The 14,848-nt window shown below is 72.1% G+C and carries 14 protein-coding genes; 3 read left to right on the top strand and 11 right to left on the bottom strand.

The window, feature by feature from the left end; genetic code table 11:
- Positions 1–20 precede the first annotated feature (20 nt).
- From GPA03_RS14295 to GPA03_RS14265, 7 genes are all read right to left on the bottom strand, one after another.
- Entirely contained in the window at positions 21–1,487 is a 1,467-nt protein-coding gene (locus GPA03_RS14295; protein ID WP_156252714.1) for an NAD(P)(+) transhydrogenase (Re/Si-specific) subunit beta, read from the bottom strand.
- A complete protein-coding gene (locus GPA03_RS14290) occupies positions 1,484–1,771 on the bottom strand; it encodes an NAD(P) transhydrogenase subunit alpha part 2 (protein ID WP_156252713.1) in 288 nt (95 codons plus the stop codon). The genes GPA03_RS14295 and GPA03_RS14290 overlap by 4 nt, the downstream gene beginning before the upstream one ends.
- Positions 1,771–2,895: a Rossmann-fold NAD(P)-binding domain-containing protein gene (locus GPA03_RS14285; RefSeq protein WP_156252712.1), complete on the bottom strand. Its 1,125-nt coding sequence runs from the start codon at positions 2,893–2,895 to the stop codon at positions 1,771–1,773. The genes GPA03_RS14290 and GPA03_RS14285 overlap by 1 nt, the downstream gene beginning before the upstream one ends.
- Positions 2,896–2,946: 51 nt before the next feature.
- Positions 2,947–4,020, bottom strand: a complete 1,074-nt coding sequence (locus tag GPA03_RS14280; RefSeq protein ID WP_156252711.1) for a Gfo/Idh/MocA family protein — start codon at positions 4,018–4,020, stop codon at positions 2,947–2,949.
- Positions 4,021–5,046 carry a LacI family DNA-binding transcriptional regulator gene (locus GPA03_RS14275; protein ID WP_206673575.1) on the bottom strand — a complete coding sequence of 342 codons (1,026 nt, stop codon included), beginning with the start codon at positions 5,044–5,046 and terminating at the stop codon, positions 4,021–4,023.
- Between the two features lie 67 nt (positions 5,047–5,113).
- Positions 5,114–6,448 carry an ABC transporter substrate-binding protein gene (locus GPA03_RS14270; RefSeq protein ID WP_156252710.1) on the bottom strand — a complete coding sequence of 445 codons (1,335 nt, stop codon included), beginning with the start codon at positions 6,446–6,448 and terminating at the stop codon, positions 5,114–5,116.
- Positions 6,445–7,950, bottom strand: coding sequence for a sulfatase-like hydrolase/transferase (locus tag GPA03_RS14265; RefSeq protein WP_206673574.1), 1,506 nt, complete (start codon positions 7,948–7,950; stop codon positions 6,445–6,447). The genes GPA03_RS14270 and GPA03_RS14265 overlap by 4 nt, the downstream gene beginning before the upstream one ends.
- 153 nt (positions 7,951–8,103) lie before the next feature.
- Here GPA03_RS14265 and GPA03_RS14260 point away from each other — a divergent pair, with 153 nt between their 5' ends.
- Together GPA03_RS14260 and GPA03_RS14255 are read left to right on the top strand one after the other, a co-directional pair.
- A complete protein-coding gene (locus GPA03_RS14260) occupies positions 8,104–8,244 on the top strand; it encodes a hypothetical protein (RefSeq protein ID WP_156252708.1) in 141 nt (46 codons plus the stop codon).
- Between the two features lie 506 nt (positions 8,245–8,750).
- Positions 8,751–11,156, top strand: a complete 2,406-nt coding sequence (locus GPA03_RS14255; protein ID WP_156252707.1) for an alpha/beta hydrolase — start codon at positions 8,751–8,753, stop codon at positions 11,154–11,156.
- 63 nt (positions 11,157–11,219) lie between these two features.
- Here the strand turns inward: GPA03_RS14255 and GPA03_RS14250 are convergent, their stop codons facing one another.
- Positions 11,220–11,537, bottom strand: a complete 318-nt coding sequence (locus GPA03_RS14250) for a hypothetical protein (RefSeq protein WP_156252706.1) — start codon at positions 11,535–11,537, stop codon at positions 11,220–11,222.
- 89 nt (positions 11,538–11,626) lie between these two features.
- Between GPA03_RS14250 and GPA03_RS14245 the strand changes: the two genes are divergently transcribed.
- Entirely contained in the window at positions 11,627–12,334 is a 708-nt protein-coding gene (locus tag GPA03_RS14245; RefSeq protein WP_156252705.1) for a metal-dependent transcriptional regulator, read from the top strand.
- On the opposite strand, the gene GPA03_RS14240 is transcribed toward GPA03_RS14245, so the two are convergent.
- From GPA03_RS14240 to GPA03_RS14230, 3 genes are read right to left on the bottom strand one after another with little or no spacing between them, the layout of a single operon-like run.
- Positions 12,288–13,166, bottom strand: a complete 879-nt coding sequence (locus GPA03_RS14240) for a metal ABC transporter permease (RefSeq protein WP_156252704.1) — start codon at positions 13,164–13,166, stop codon at positions 12,288–12,290. The two genes, GPA03_RS14245 and GPA03_RS14240, sit on opposite strands and share 47 nt — an antisense overlap.
- Positions 13,163–13,900, bottom strand: a complete 738-nt coding sequence (locus GPA03_RS14235; protein WP_156252703.1) for a metal ABC transporter ATP-binding protein — start codon at positions 13,898–13,900, stop codon at positions 13,163–13,165. Before GPA03_RS14235 ends, GPA03_RS14240 begins: the two co-directional genes overlap by 4 nt.
- Positions 13,897–14,802 (bottom strand): metal ABC transporter substrate-binding protein, encoded by a 906-nt coding sequence (locus tag GPA03_RS14230; protein ID WP_156252702.1) that lies wholly within the window; start codon positions 14,800–14,802, stop codon positions 13,897–13,899. Before GPA03_RS14230 ends, GPA03_RS14235 begins: the two co-directional genes overlap by 4 nt.
- Between the last annotated feature and the right edge of the window lie 46 nt (positions 14,803–14,848).

The raw sequence follows: 14,848 nt of genomic DNA, 5'->3' as shown, positions 1-14,848 counted from the left end.
CATCCCAGCCCGCTGACCCGTCAGACCGTCTTGACCGCGGCGAGCACCGCCGCGAGCGAGGTCTTGGCGTCACCGAAGAGCACCTGGGTCCTCGGTGCGAACAGCAGCTCGTTCTCGATGCCCGCGAACCCGGGGCGCATCGAGCGCTTGAGGAAGATCACCTGCGCGGCCGCATCGGCGTCGATGATCGGCATGCCGTAGATGGGGGCCGACGGGTCGGTGCGTGCCGCGGGGTTCACGACGTCGTTCGCACCGACCACCAGCACCACATCGGTCGAGGGCATCGTCGGGTTGATGTCAGCGGCCTCGACCAGCAGGTCGTATCCGACGTTCGCCTCGGCGAGCAGCACGTTCATGTGCCCGGGCATCCGGCCCGCGACCGGGTGGATGCCGTAGACCGCGTCGACGCCCCGGCCGCGGAGCGCGTCGACCAGCTCGGCCACCGTGTGCTGCGCCTGCGCCACCGCCAGCCCGTACCCCGGGACCACCACGACCCGGCGCGCGTAGGCGAGGGTCACGGCCACGTCCTCGGCGGTCGCGCGCCGGACCGGGCGCTCCGAAGCCTCGGTGGACCCCGCCGTCGAGCCGCCCCTGAGGGCGCCGAACAGGATGCCCGCGACCGGGCGGCCCATGCCCGTGGCCATCGCGAGCGTGAGGATCGTGCCCGACGCACCCACGAGCGTGCCGGCCACCAGCAGCAGCACGTTGTCGAGCGCCCAGCCGGTCGCGGCCACCGCCAACCCGGTGAAGGCGTTGAGCAGCGAGATCACGATCGGCACGTCAGCGCCACCGACCGGGAGCACCAGCAGCACCCCGAGGAAGCCGGCGACCACGAGCAGCCAGATCGCGATCGGGACGCTGCTGCTGGCGACGACCGCCCAGCCGAGCGCCACGGTCGTCATCAGCGTGAGGCCCATGATCACCGGCGCAGCCGGCAGCACCAGCGGTCGTGCGGTCAGCCATCCCTGCAGCTTGAGGAACGTCACCACCGAGCCCGAGAACGAGATCGAGCCGACAGCGATACCGAAGGCGGTGGCCACCAGTGCCGGCAGAGCGCTGGGCACGGACGACTCGAGCGCGGTCGCCACGGCCACGTCGTCCGGAACGTACGCAGTCCACCCATAGGTGCCCTCAGGGATCATCGGGGGCAGCGCGAGCTCGATGACGCCGATCAGCGCGGCCGCTCCGCCACCGACGCCGTTCAGCAGCGCCACGAGCTGGGGCATCGCCGTCATCTTCACCCGGCGAGCCGCGGGCACGGCCAGCACCAGACCGGCCGCGATCATCACGAGCACGATCACCAGGTTCGATCCGGCGAAGTCGGTCGAGAGCATCACGACGGCGACCGCGACCAGCGCGCCCAGCGCCCCGAGCGCATTGCCGCGGCGGGCGCTGGCCGGCGCCGACAAGCCCTTGAGGGCCAGGATGAAGAGTGCGGCTGCCAGGAGGTAGCCGAGGGCCGCCACCGGCGCGGCGAGGAGCTTCACTCTCCGCCCCGCTTGGCGCTGAACATCTCCAGCATCCTGTCGGTCACCACGAACCCGCCGACCAGGTTGATCGTGGCCAGCAGGACCGCGAGCGCTCCGACGGCGATCAGCAACGGCTCCTGGGCGCGCGCGGTGATCACGATGGCCCCCACGAGCACGATCCCGTGGATGGCATTCGCACCGGACATCAACGGCGTGTGCAGCCGCGACGCCACCTTCGAGACCACCTCGATGCCCACGAACACCGCCAGCACGAGCACGGTCAGGGTCGCGATGCCGTCCATCAGCTCCCCGCTCCCGCCACGCGCAGGCCCGTGAGGATGTCGTCGCTCTCGTCGAGCACGAGCTGGGCGCCGTCGGGGCCGGTGACCGTGAGGAGCTCGACGACGTGGGTCACGTTGGTGGCATACAGCCGGGAGGCGTCGGTGGGCAGGTCGCCCGCCGCGTTGGCGAGCCCGACGATCGTCACCTCGCCGCCGCCCCGCGCCGATGGCACCCGCACCTCGGCGCCCGGCACGGTGCCCTCGATGTTGCCTCCCGTGCTCGCCGCGAGGTCGACGGCGACCGATCCCGCCCGCATGGCGCGCACCATCGCGGCGCTCACCAGCCGCGGCGCGGGCCGCCCGGGGACCGCAGCAGTGGTGATGAGGACGTCGGCGTCAGCGATGTGGGGGGCGATCGCCTGCTGCTGCGCCTCGGCAGCGGTGGCCGCCAGCGAGCGCGCGTAGCCGCCCGCGGCCTCGGCGCTGCCCACGCCCGCGTCGATGAAGGTCGCGCCGACCGACCGGACCTCCTCGGCGGAGTCGGGGCGGATGTCGTTGGCCGCGACCGTGGCACCGAGACGCCGCGCGGTCGCGATCGCCTGCAGCCCCGCGACGCCGACCCCGAGCACCACCACCTTCGCCGGCGGCACCGTTCCGGCCGCTGTCATCGCGAGCGGGAAGAATCGCGGCAGCCGGATCGCCGCCTCGAGCACCGCCCGGTAGCCCGCGGCCAGCGCCTGGCTCGAGAGCACGTCCATCGTCTGCGCGCGCGACGTCCGCGGCAGCTGCTCGAAGGCGAGCGGGACCACACCCGCGGCTGCCAGCGCAGCCCGGCGATCGCCGTCGTCGACCCCCGCAAGGCCCAGGGTCAGCGCCCCGGGCCGGAGCACGGAGATCCGCTCCGCGGGCAGCGGCGTGACGTGCGCGAGCAGGTCGGCGACACGCAGCGCCTCGGCGAGCGGAGCGCCTTCTAGCACCTCCGCGCCGGCGTCGGTGTACTCGTCGTCGGGATGCCCCGCGTGCGCACCGATACCGGTCTGCACCACGACCCGATGACCGAGCCGCGCGATCGTCCGCGCAGCGTCCGGGGTCAGCGCGGCCCTCGTCTCCCCGTGCGGCTCACGGAGGGCGACGACGGTGCTCACGCGCCCCACCCTACGAACAGCCGGTGGGCGCCGGGGGTGTTTGGGATCCGGTCAGCGCCAGAGGTCGGCGGCGACGCGCACATCCGCGCCGGTCCGCGCGGACTCCCCGATCGCGATCCCGACGGCGTGATCCTGGCAGCCGTCGGCGAGCGGATAGGGGGCCGGGCCCTCGTCGCGTGCCCACGACCCGGTGTCCTCGAGGAGGCTTGCGACGGCGATGTCGTCCTCCGAGAGCCGGGTCCCCACCCACGGGTTCCGGTACACGACCTCGCCGTCGAAGGTGGCGTTGACGACGTCGTTGCCCTCGAGGTTGAGGTCGATGCCGGTGCGGCGGTAGGTGATGGTGGAGGTCACCGGGCCGTCCGCGGTGAGGCGGGTGACGGCGTCGTCGTGGATCTCGCCCAGTGATCCGCGCACCACGATGCGCCGGGAGAGCAGCGGGTTCCACCACTGGTTGTCGACGAAGTCGTACAGGCCCATGCGGCCCCCGCCGAAGTCGATGGTCGCGATCGTGGTGCCGCGCTGGATCGGCTCAGGGTGCTCCACCCAGCCGGCGGGGGTGAGCGGGTCGGCCAGGGGCGCCTCGAAGTGCCGGGCGTTGACCACGACCTCCTCGGTGCTGGCGCCGAGGAACGCCCGCATCAGCGAGACCGCGTGGTAGAGGTGCGTCGAGGAGATCTGCACGGCGCTCGGGGCCCCGATCACGCCGCGCCGGGCGACCGCCAGCCGCGCCGCGTGGCCGGGCATGAGCGTGTACTGCTCGGCGACCTGCACCAGCCCGGAGGCACCGACGTCGCTCCACAGCGATCGCAGCCCGTCCAGGTCCGGTGCCGGCGGCGTCTCGGCGAGCACCTTCACCCCCGCAGCGACCAGCTCGCGCGTGACCTCGGGCATCGCCTCCCACGAGACCGCGGCGATCACGTACTCCGGCTGCAGCGCCAGCAGCTCCGCGATCGTCTCGACCGTGCGCACGCCCCACCGGCGGCCGAGCTGCTCCCGCGCCTCGGCGCGGCGGGCCAGCACGCCGACCGGTTCCAGCCGCTCGGGTGCGGCCGCCGCCAGCCGCAGGAAGAACTCGGAGCGCCAACCGCTTCCGATGACGGCGAACCTCACGGGACGCGACACTCAGATCTCCTTGGTGGTGATGTCTCGGACGGTGCTCTCGCGGATCACGAGCTGGAAGCCGGCGGTGATCTCGCGGATCTCGCCCGGTTCGGTCTGCTGCCGTTCCAGGCTCTCGACGGCGGCACGCGCGATCTCGTCGCGCGCGGAGGCGATCGTGGTCAGGGTCGGGGTGGAGACCCGCCCGTAGGGGATGTCGTCGAACCCGACGACGGCGACGTCGTCGGGGACCCTGATGCCGCGCGTCGTCAGCTCGCGGATCGCCCCGAGCGCGAGCCAGTCGGTCGCGCAGAACAGCGCGTCCGGGGGGTCGCCAGCACCGAGGCCGTCCAGGAGCGCCGCCATGGCGGAGGCGCCCTGCTCGCCGGTGTTGGCCGCGACCGGTCGCATCCAGTCGGGTGCCGTGGTCAGGCCGCGGGCGGCGACGCGGTCGAGGAATGCCGCGCCGCGGTCGTTGCCGGGATCGCCGAAGGTGGCGCCGATCATCGCGAGCCGGGTGCGACCGGTCTCGGCGAGATGGTCGACAGCGGTCCGGCTCGCCGCCGCGTTGTCGATGCCCACGTGCTCGGCGACACCGCGGTGGGGCCTCTCACCAATCAGCACCAGCGGGGTGGGGTCCGGGCGGTCGCGGATCTCGTCGGCGGTGACGTGCAGGGGGTCGAAGATCACGCCGTCGAGCCGCTGCGGGAAGGCACCGGAGAGGATGCGGCGCTCGGCAGCGACATCGCCGCGTGTCTGCACGATCAGCACGAACCAGCCGCGTCGGTCGGCGGCGTCGAGAACGTGCATCGCGAGCGAGGCGAAGTAGGGCATGTCGAGCTGCGGCACCACCAGCGCGATCGTGCCCGCGCGCCCGAGCGCGAGGTTCCGGGCCGACAGGTTCGGGTGGTAGCCGAGGTCGTCGATCGCGGCCTGCACGCGTGCACGGGTGGACTCGCGCACGTTGCTGCGGCCATGCATGACGTTCGTGACGGTCTTGAGCGAGACGCCGGCACGCTCGGCGACCTCGCGCAGCGTCGCCCTCACCATGGCGGCACGGGCGAAGCGACGGCGGTCGGCACAGGTGAACCGTACCGACCGCCGTCGTGATCCAGGCTCAGGCCAGCGCAGACTCCGCGGCGGTCATCACACCGGCCGCGGCGGTGGCTGGGTCGGCCTCGCCGAACGCCACCTGCTCGTTGGCGCGTGCGAATGCGCTGAGGATCTCGCTGTATCCGGTGGGCCACGCGGGCGGCGGCGGGCCGACCTGGTCGGTCAGCTCCTCCACGTACGCGATGGCCCGACCGGGCGCCGACTCGGGGTCCGCGGCGAGCTGGTCGCGGGCAGCCTTCGACGGCGGGACGCCGAGCGTGAGCCCGATCGCCTCGATCGCGCGCGGGTCGTTGAGCAGGAAGTCGACGGTGGCCGCGGCCTGCTCGGGGACCTCCGTGGTCGCCGAGATGCACCAGAAGTCGAGAGCCTTGATGAAGGCACCGGACAGGTCGCCGGCCGTCTTCGCGGGCACGCTCACGACTTGCAGCGACGCGTCGGTGACGTCCTGGTAGAAGACGACCTGCTGCACCCAGCCCCACTGCATCGCGCACTGGTTCTTGACGAACAGGGCGTTCTCGAAGCCCTGCGTCTCGGCCGTGACATCGGCCGGCGGTGCGACGCCGGCCTCCCGCAGCCGGTGCCAGTAGGCGAGCCAGGACTCCACGACGGCGGCGTCGAAGGTGAGCTCGCCGTCGGTCGAGAACAGGTCGCCGGACTCCTGGCGCGCGTACACCTCGAAGGCCTGGAAGTTGCCGCCGTTGTCGTTGCAGCCGTAGGTGCCGTCGGGGGTGGCCTCGGCGTACGCGGTGGCGAGCGCCTCGAACTCCTCCCAGGTCCAGCCGTTGGCGGGCGGCTCGAGGCCGGCTGCCGCGAGCTGGTCGGGGTCGACGAACACCGCGAAGACGATCGAGCTCTGGCCGACGCCGAACGTCCCGCCGGCCACCGTGCCGCTGGCCGCCACGTCCTCGTCGAGCCCGCTCGCGTCGATGTCGCCGTTCGCGAGGGCGTCGCCGACGTCGAGCAGCGCGCCGCGGGAGGCGTACTCGTCGAAGTAGGTCATCGACATCCGGAACACGTCGGGAGAGTCCCCCGCCGCCGTCTGGGTGGCGAGGCGGTCCCAGAAGTCGCCGAACGGCGCGAACTCGGTGGCGACCTCGACGTCGGCGTTGTCCGTGCCGAACGCCTCCAGCGCGATGGCCATGCCGTCGTGCACGGGCTGGCCGCCGTACCAGGAGACCCGGAGCGAGGCACTGCCGGCGTCGCCCGAGCCGGAGGCGTCGCCCCCGCCGGTGCTACCGCCGTCGTCGTCGCCACCACCGCGGCTGCACGAGGCGAGCGCCCCGGCGGTCACCAGGCCGAAGCCTGCGGTCAGGAAGGTGCGTCGCTGCAGATCCTTCATGGTGTTTCCTCCATCGAGAGTTGCTCGGTCGGCGCCCAGCGCCAGTTGTGCGGAACGGTCTTGGGGACGTACACGCCGCGCGGCAGGTCGTCGGCCACGCGGATCATCCAGCGGCCGAGCAGCTCCATCAGCTCGGCGCGCACACCGGCCAGCTCGGGCTGCCCGGACAGATCGGTGAGCTCGACCGGGTCGGACTCGAGGTCGAACAGCTCGACCGTGCCCTCGACATCGAGCGTCAGCTTGTGACGGCCGGCACGCACCATCCGGGTGCCGCCGCTCATCGTCACGGTGTTGAGCTCGTCGAGGGTGGGACCCTCGTACGAGAAGTGCAGGTCCGGGTGCTCGTCCTCGCGGTAGGGCACGCCGCCGTAGCCGAGCTCGGCGTAGATCGAGTCGAACTCGACGGCGGGCGCAGGTTCCCCTCGCAGCAGGGGTGCGAGGCTGCGCCCCTGCACGCCGTCGGGGATCGGGGCACCGACCAGCTCGCAGATCGTGGGCAGCACGTCGACCAGCGACACGGGCGCATCCAGGGCCTGGCCCGCCTGCACGCCCGGACCGCTGATCTGCATCGGGATGCGCATCAGCACCTCGGGCATCCCGGCCCCCTTGCGCTGCAACCCGTACTCGCCCACGAAGTCGCCGTGATCGGCGACGAAGACGATGAGCGTGTCCTCGGCGCGATCGCCGAGGTGAGCGAGGAGGCGCTCGATCTGGTCGTCGATCAGTCGGAGCATGCCGAAGTAGTTGGAGCGGTAGCGGCGCCACTGGTCATCGAAGCCGGGCCGCTTGCTCTCGAAGAGGTCACCCAGCCAGCGGAACATCGGACCCTTGGCGTCCCGGGCCTCCGGGCCCGCGGTGCGCTCGGGCACCTCGTCCTCGCCGAACATCTCGAAATAGGGCGAGGGCACCTGGTACGGGTTGTGAGGCTCCGGGAAGGAGACCCAGCAGAAGAACGGGTCGTCGGGCTGGGTCGCGGTCAGCTCGTCGATCACCTCGATCGCGCCGGTAACGATCCGGTGCGGGAGCTGCTGCTCGAGGCCGAACGGCGTGGGCTCGGTGGCGACGCCGTGGTCGAGGTCGGCCAGCCAGGAGTCGAACGACTCGTCGGCGGCGCTGCGCTCCGGGCCGCGTTCGTGCCAGTACGGTCCGCGCGCGGCGTCGAAGTCCTCCAGCGGCCGGTGGATGTGGGGCTTGCCGGCGAACCCGAGGCGGTACCCGTGCTCGCGCAGCACGTCGATCATGTCGCGGTCGAAGACGGCGTGCTCCCCGGTGCTGTTCTGGCGCACGCGGTGCGCGGTGGGGAACCGGCCAGTCAGCATGCTCACCCGCGCGGGCACGCACAGCGGCGCTGCGGTGTAGCCCGAGCGGAAGACCGTTCCCGCGCGCCCGAGCGCGTCGACGCAAGGCATCGTGTCGAGGCTGAACCCGGTGGCCCGGGTCATGTCGGCGCGCTGCTGATCGGTCATCACCAGCAGGACGTTGGGCTTCTTCGGTGAAGGCACGGGCCCCAGTGTGCCAGAAATTCTAGCGTTAGAATAGTGGGGTGGATCACGCAGGTGTCCGAGAGATGAACAGAACGTGACCAGGAGCCGTAAACTCGTCATCCCTCGTTCATCGACGGCCGCTTCTTCCACGGCCACGCCAGGAGCAGCAGCATGGTTTGGTACGCACGCGGCCTCCTCAGGCTGACCGTCGCCACCGCCCTCGCCGTCGTCGGCCTCGCGGTCGCCTTCGTCGTCGCCCCCGCTCAGGACTCCACCGGCCTCGTCTCCGAGCAGAGCCTCACGACCGACTGACGCGCTCCCCACCGAGTTCGTTCCTGACCGTCGAGTTCGGTGGGTGCTCCCAGCGACCTCGGCGGTCTGCGACGAACTCGGCGGGCGGACCTGCGGAACGGTCCGAGACATCGCGTCGGCTCACGCCCAGCTCCCCGTTGCACGACCGCCCGTGCAGTCACGTCCGCAACACCTACCGGGCACACACGTGGCCGAACCCGCCCGGATGTCACTTCCGCAACGCCAGCGCCGCGAGCGTCGATCCCGCCGCGGGTACACACCTCGCTGCAGGCCGAGCCGCGGCTGCTCGTCGGGCGAGCCAGCGCGCCGAGTTCGTTCCTGACCGTCGAGTTCGGTGGGTGCTCCCAGCGACCTCGGCGGTCTGCGACGAACTCGGCGGGCGGACCTGCGGAACGGCGGGCGGGCGGGCGGACTGGGCCAGTGCGGCGCGCTCGCGCTCCCGAGGGGCTAGACTCGCCGACAGACTCAGGTTGGAAACGTTTCCAATTCGTTCGACGAGGAGCGACATGATTCGGCACGCACACGGCCTGCTGCGGGCGACCGCCGCCGCCGCGATCGGCATCCTCGGGCTCGCGCTCGTGGCCGCCGCCCCCGCCCAGGCAGCGACGGGAGAGGTGAGCACCGCGCAGGCGCCCTCGGACGCCGTCGGGCAGATCGACTACGCGATCTACCTCCCGCCCGGGTACGAGGACTCCGAGGTGGACTACCCCTCGCTCTACCTGCTGCACGGGCGCGGCGACACGATGGCCGCCTGGCAGCACGTCTCCGCCACGCTGGACACCCTCATCAGCGACGGCGACATCCCGCCGATGATCGTGGTGATGCCCGACGCGCCGTGGAACGACCGCGGCAGCTGGTACACCGACTCCAGCTACACGGGCAGCGCCGCCAGCGGCCCCGGGGAGCAGGTGGAGACCGCGCTGACGCAGGATCTGGTCGACCACGTCGACGCCACGTACCGCACCGTCTCGACGCGCGAGGCGCGTGCCGTGGGCGGCTACTCGATGGGCGGCGCGGGAGCGGTCCAGATGCTGCTCGGCCACCAGGACCTGTTCTCTGCCGGGCTGATCCTGAGCCCTGCCGTGTACGTGCCGCAGCCGCCGGCCGACTCCTCCACGCGCGACTACGGTGCCTACGGGGTGGGCGACGCCCTGTTCGACGAGGCCCGCTACACCGAGCTCGCCTACCCGACGGCGCTCGCCGACCTCGACCCGACGCTGCCGGTGCACATGTTCATCGCCGTGGGCGACGACGAGTGGCCCAACCCCGACCCCGCGGACGCACTCCACGACCTCGACATGGAGGCGCACATGCTCTACACCGCCGCGCGCCGCGCCGCGGGCGTGACCGCAGAGCTGCGGGTGCTCGACGGCGGTCATGACTGGGACGTCTGGGATGCGGGCTTCGCCGAGGGCATCGTCGACATCGCTGCGCGACTGCGCACCTCGCCCGTGCCCGAGTGGGAGGGCGAGCTGCTCGGCAGCGCCGGCGACGACCGCGCCGGCGGCGTGCTGCCGATGGCCGACGGCGGCAGCGTCGTGGCCCTCAACGTCGCCGATGCGTTCGGAGAGATCCCGCACCTCGGGGGGCTGGACGTGGTCGTGCAGCGGCGGGACGCCGGCGGCACCGTGCTGTGGTCGACCTCGCTGGCGACCGCGGCGAACGACCGCGCCTACGGCGTGGTCGCGGGTGCCGACGGCGGCGTGCTGGTCGCCGGGTACACGCGCGGCGATCTCGACGGCGCCCACCCGAGCGGGGCCTCCGACGACGCGTTCGTCGCGGCGATCGCTGCCGACGGCTCGCTGAGCTGGACCACCCAGCTGGGCGACGGCGCGGCCGCCGACCGGTTCTACGCGGTGACCTCCGACGGCGCCGGCGGCGCGTGGGCGGCCGGGTACACGAGCGGCTCGGTGGCCGCTCCGAGCGCCGGCGACAAGGACGCGCTGCTCGTGCACGTCGCAGCCGACGGCGCGGTGGCCTCGTCCACCCAGCTCGGCGGCACCGGCGAGGACAAGGGGCAGGCGGTCTCGCTCGCACCCGACGGTGGCGTCTACCTGGGCGGCGCTGCCGGCGCCGCGATGCCGGGCGCGACCGCTGCGGGCGGGCTCGACGCCTACGTCGCACGGCTGGCCGCCGACGGGTCGCTCGTGTGGCTGCAGCAGATCGGCACCGCGGAGACCGACCAGGTCTGGGGTCTGGTGACCCGCACCGACGGATCCGTGGTCGCGATCGGGCACACCCGGGCCGCGCTGGGCGCCGCGGCGCTCGGCGATCACGACGTGCTCGTGCTGGCGATGTCGCCCGACGGCGAGACGCTGTGGACCACCCAGACCGGCACCTCCACCGACGACCGCGGGTTCGCGGGTGTGCTCGGTGCGGACGGCTCGGTCATGGTGGTCGGCACCAGCTACGGGGCGATCGGCACCCAGATCGGCGGCGTCGACGTGTTCGCGTTGCCGGTCGGACCGGACGGCTCCGTCGGCGCCGCCACCCAGCTCGGCTCCCTCGAGCGCGACGGTGCCGACGAGTGGGACGACCCGAACCTGTTCGCCGCGCCCGGCTCGTTGTGGGTCACCGGGCTGACCTACGGCGCCCCGACGGGTACCACGAACGCAGGCAGCGGCGACGTGTTCATCAGCGTGCTGCCGTTCGAGGTCCCCGGCCCGGACGACGGATCCACGGATCCCGGCACAGGTACACCCGGGACGGATGGTCCGGGCACGGACACCCCCGGCGCCGTGGTGCCGCCCGCAGGATCGGGCGGCGGTACCGGGACAGGGACCGGAGGCGGCACCGGTGCGCTCCCCGCCCTCGGCGCTGCGCTCCCGATCACGGCGCTGCTCGTGGCCTTCGGCCTCGTCATCGCGGGACTCGCGATGCGATCCGCTCGAACGCACGCAGCTGGTCGCTAGCGTGTCCTCCGCACGTGCCAGCCACGTGCGGAGGACACGCTAGTGACGATCGGCCCGACCAGGTCAGCTGATCTCGACGGTCAGCTTGTCCTCGGGGACCTCGGTGCAGACGACGTGGTAGCCGGCGACCTCTTGCTCGTCGCCCTCGGCGCAGGTCGCGGAGGTGCCGTCGACGGCGAACTCGGCCGTGCCCTCGGCGGAGCTGATCAGCTCGACGGTGATGCTGTCGTTAAGGATCTCGGCCTCGGCGCCCGCACCGCTGAGCGAGACGGTGCAGACGTTGTTCGCGCACTGCGAGGAGTACGAGGTGGCGCCGCCGCAGGCGGTCAGCGAGACGGCGGCGAGCGCCAGGGCAGGAACGGCGAGGAGGCGTGACTTCATGGCCCCCACCCTGCCCAACGAGCGCGCGTCACACCAGGGGAGAACAACCCGGGCGAGTCGCGCCGTCGAGCGTTGATAGTTTGCGGGACATGTCGGTCTCCGAGCTCTCCGTGAGCACCCAGAACTACCTGAAGGCGATCTGGGGTCTGCAGGAGTGGTCGGACGAACCGATCACCGCCACGGCCTTGGCCGCGAAGGCCGGCGTGGCGCTCTCGACGGCATCGGACGCCATCCGCAAGCTCGGCGAGCAGGGGCTGGTCGAGCACACCCGGTACGGCTCGGTCACGCTCACGGCCGCGGGGCGCACGCACGCGGTCGCGATGGTGCGCCGGCACCGGCTGATCGAGACGTTCCTCGTGCAGGTGCTCAACTACCGCTGGGACCAGGTGCACGACGAGGCCGAAACCCTCGAGCACGCGGTCTCCGACCTCATGATCGACCGCATCGACGAGCACCTCGGGCACCCCACCCGGGACCCGCACGGCGACCCCATCCCGCACGCCGACGGCACCGTGGCCCGACCCGACGCCGTGCAGCTCACCGCGATCGAGCCGGGCACCTCGGTGACGGCCGAGCGGATCTCCGACGACGACCCCGACCTGCTGCGGTTCTTCGCCGACCGTGGCATCGGCGTGGGCGTGGGCCTCGCGGTCCGGGCGGGTGCCCCGTTCTCGGGGTCGGTCGAGGTCGTGGTCGACGGCGGGGCGGAGCCGGTGGCGCTCGGACAGAGTGCCACGGACGCCGTGTGGGTCACGCCGGTCGGGCGGCCAGGCGGCGCCTCCGACGGCGAGCGCTGAGCCGCGTCCCGATCAGGCCCCGGCGCGGGCTGAACAGGTACACGAGCGCGAACAGCGCACCCTGCGCGAGCACCACCATCGGACCCGTCGAGGTGTCGAGGTAGTAGCTGCCGTACACACCGAGCACGCCGCACAGCAGCGCGAGCGCCGGGGCGATCACGAGCATCGAGGAGAACCGGTCGGTCAGCAGGTAGGCGGTCGCGCCCGGGATCACCAGCATCGCGACCACCAGCACGACCCCCACGGCCTGCAGCGCGACCACGGCGGTGAGGGCCAGCAGCCCCAGCAGCAGCCCGCCGAGGAACGCGGGGCTGAGCCCGATCGTGTGCGCGTGGCCGGGGTCGAACGCGTAGAGCGTGAGGTCACGCCGCTTGAGGACCAGCACGGCCAGCACCGCGACGCCGAGCACCAGCACGCCGACCAGGTCGCTGCGCGAGACCCCGAGCAGGTTCCCGAACAGCACGTGGTTGAGATCGGTCTGACTGGGCGTGACCGACACCAGCACCAGCCCGAGCGCGAACAAGGTGGTGAAGACGGTGCCGATCGCGGCGTCCTCCTTCACGCGGCTGGTGCTTCGGACGAGACCGATCAGACCGACCGCGAGGAAGCCGAACACGGCCGCACCGATCGCCAGCGGCAGCCCGAGGATGTGCGCGATCACGATCCCGGGGAGCACCGAGTGGGACACCGCGTCCCCCATCAGCGACCACCCGATCAGCACCAGCCAGCACGAGAGGACGCCGCACACGACCGAGGCGATCGCCGTCGTCGCGAGCGCCCGCAGCATGAACTCGTAGCTGAGCGGTTCGGTCAGCAGCTCGAGCAGGTTCATCGGTCCTGCTCCTGCCACGAGTCGAGCCCGAACGCGAGCGCGAGGTTCTCCGGGCGCAGCACCTCGGCCGGCTCGCCGCGCACGAGCACGCGGCGCATCAGCAGCGCGGCATCGTCGGCGAGCGAGGGCAGCGCGTGCAGGTCGTGCGTGCACACCAGCACAGTGGCGCCATCGGCGGCGAGCTGGCGCAGCAGCCGCGTGATCGTGGCCTCCGACCGCTTGTCGACGCCGGCGAACGGCTCGTCCAGCAGCAGGATCGTGGCCTCCTGCGCGATCCCGCGCGCCACGAACGCCCGCTTGCGCTGGCCACCCGAGAGCTGCCCGATCGGGCGGTTCACCAGCTCGGTCAGCTCGGTTCGCTCCAGGGCATGGTCGACGGCGGCCCTGTCGGCCGGGCGGGCCCGTCGGGTTGGTCCCATGTGGCCGTACCGGCCGGTCATGACGACGTCGCGCACCGAGAGCGGGAAGTTCCTGTCGACGTCCTCGCTCTGAGGGACGTACCCGATCAGGCCACGGCTGCGCGCACGAGCCGGGGACCCGCCGTCGACCATCACCGACCCGGAATCGGGTCGCAGCAGCCCCGTGATCGTCTTGACGAGCGTGGACTTGCCGGAGCCGTTCATGCCGATGAGGCCGGTCACGCGGCCGGCGTGCAGGGTGAGGTCCACGCGATCGAGGGCGAGCACCTCGCCGTGGTGCACGGTGACGCCGCTGACCTCGACCGAGGCGCTCACGGCGCGCCCCCGGTGAGCCCGGCGACGATCAGGTCGACGTCGTACCGGAGCAGGTCGAGGTAGGTGGGCACCGGGCCGTCGGGCTCGGAGAGGGAGTCGACGTAGAGGATGCCGCCGAAGTCCGTGCCGGTCGCCTCGACGACCTGCTGCATCGGGCCGTCGTTGACGGTCGACTCGCAGAAGACGGCGGGCACGTCGCGGCTGCTGACGGTCTCGATCGTGGCGGTGATCTGCTGCGGCGTGGCCTGCTGCTCGGCGTTGACGGGCCAGATGTAGGCCTCGGTCAGGCCGGCGTCACGCGCCAGGTAGGAGAAGGCGCCCTCACAGGTGACGAGCACGCGCTGGTCCTGCGGGACCGCGCCGAGTGCGGCGATCAGATCGTCGTGGATCGCGCGGAGCTCGTCCTGGTACGCCGCTCCGTTCGCCGCGTACGTGTCCGCTCCCTCGGGGTCGAGGTCGCTGAAGGCATCGACCATGGCGTCGACGTAGAGGATGACGTTGAGCGGGCTCATCCACGCGTGCGGGTTGGGGTGGCCGGCGTAGGCGTCGCCGGTGATGTCGATGACCTCGACGTCCTCGGTAAGGACCACGTGCGGCACATCGGTCTCCGCCACGAACCGTTCGAACCAGGCCTCGAGGCCGAGCCCGTTGTCGAGGATGAGGTCGGCGTCGGAGGCGTTGCCCACGTCGCGCGGCGTCGGCTCGTAGCCGTGGATCTCGGCACCGACCTTGGTGATCGACTCCACCCGCAGCCGGTCCCCGGCGACATTGCGTGCGACGTCCGCGAGCACGGTGAAGGTGGTGAGCACCACGGGGCGGGGATCATCGCCGTCGGGCAGGTTCGAGCACCCCGCGAGCGCGAGCAGCACCAGCGCCACGGCTACCGCGCACGTCCGACGCATCTGCCCTCCGATTGATCGAACTATAAAGTTCGGCCTACCGTAGTTG

Source organism: Pseudactinotalea terrae (genome assembly GCF_009733845.1).
Taxonomy (GTDB): Bacteria; Actinomycetota; Actinomycetes; order Actinomycetales; family Beutenbergiaceae; genus Pseudactinotalea; species Pseudactinotalea terrae.
This window is presented reverse-complemented; position numbering and strand designations above follow the sequence as displayed.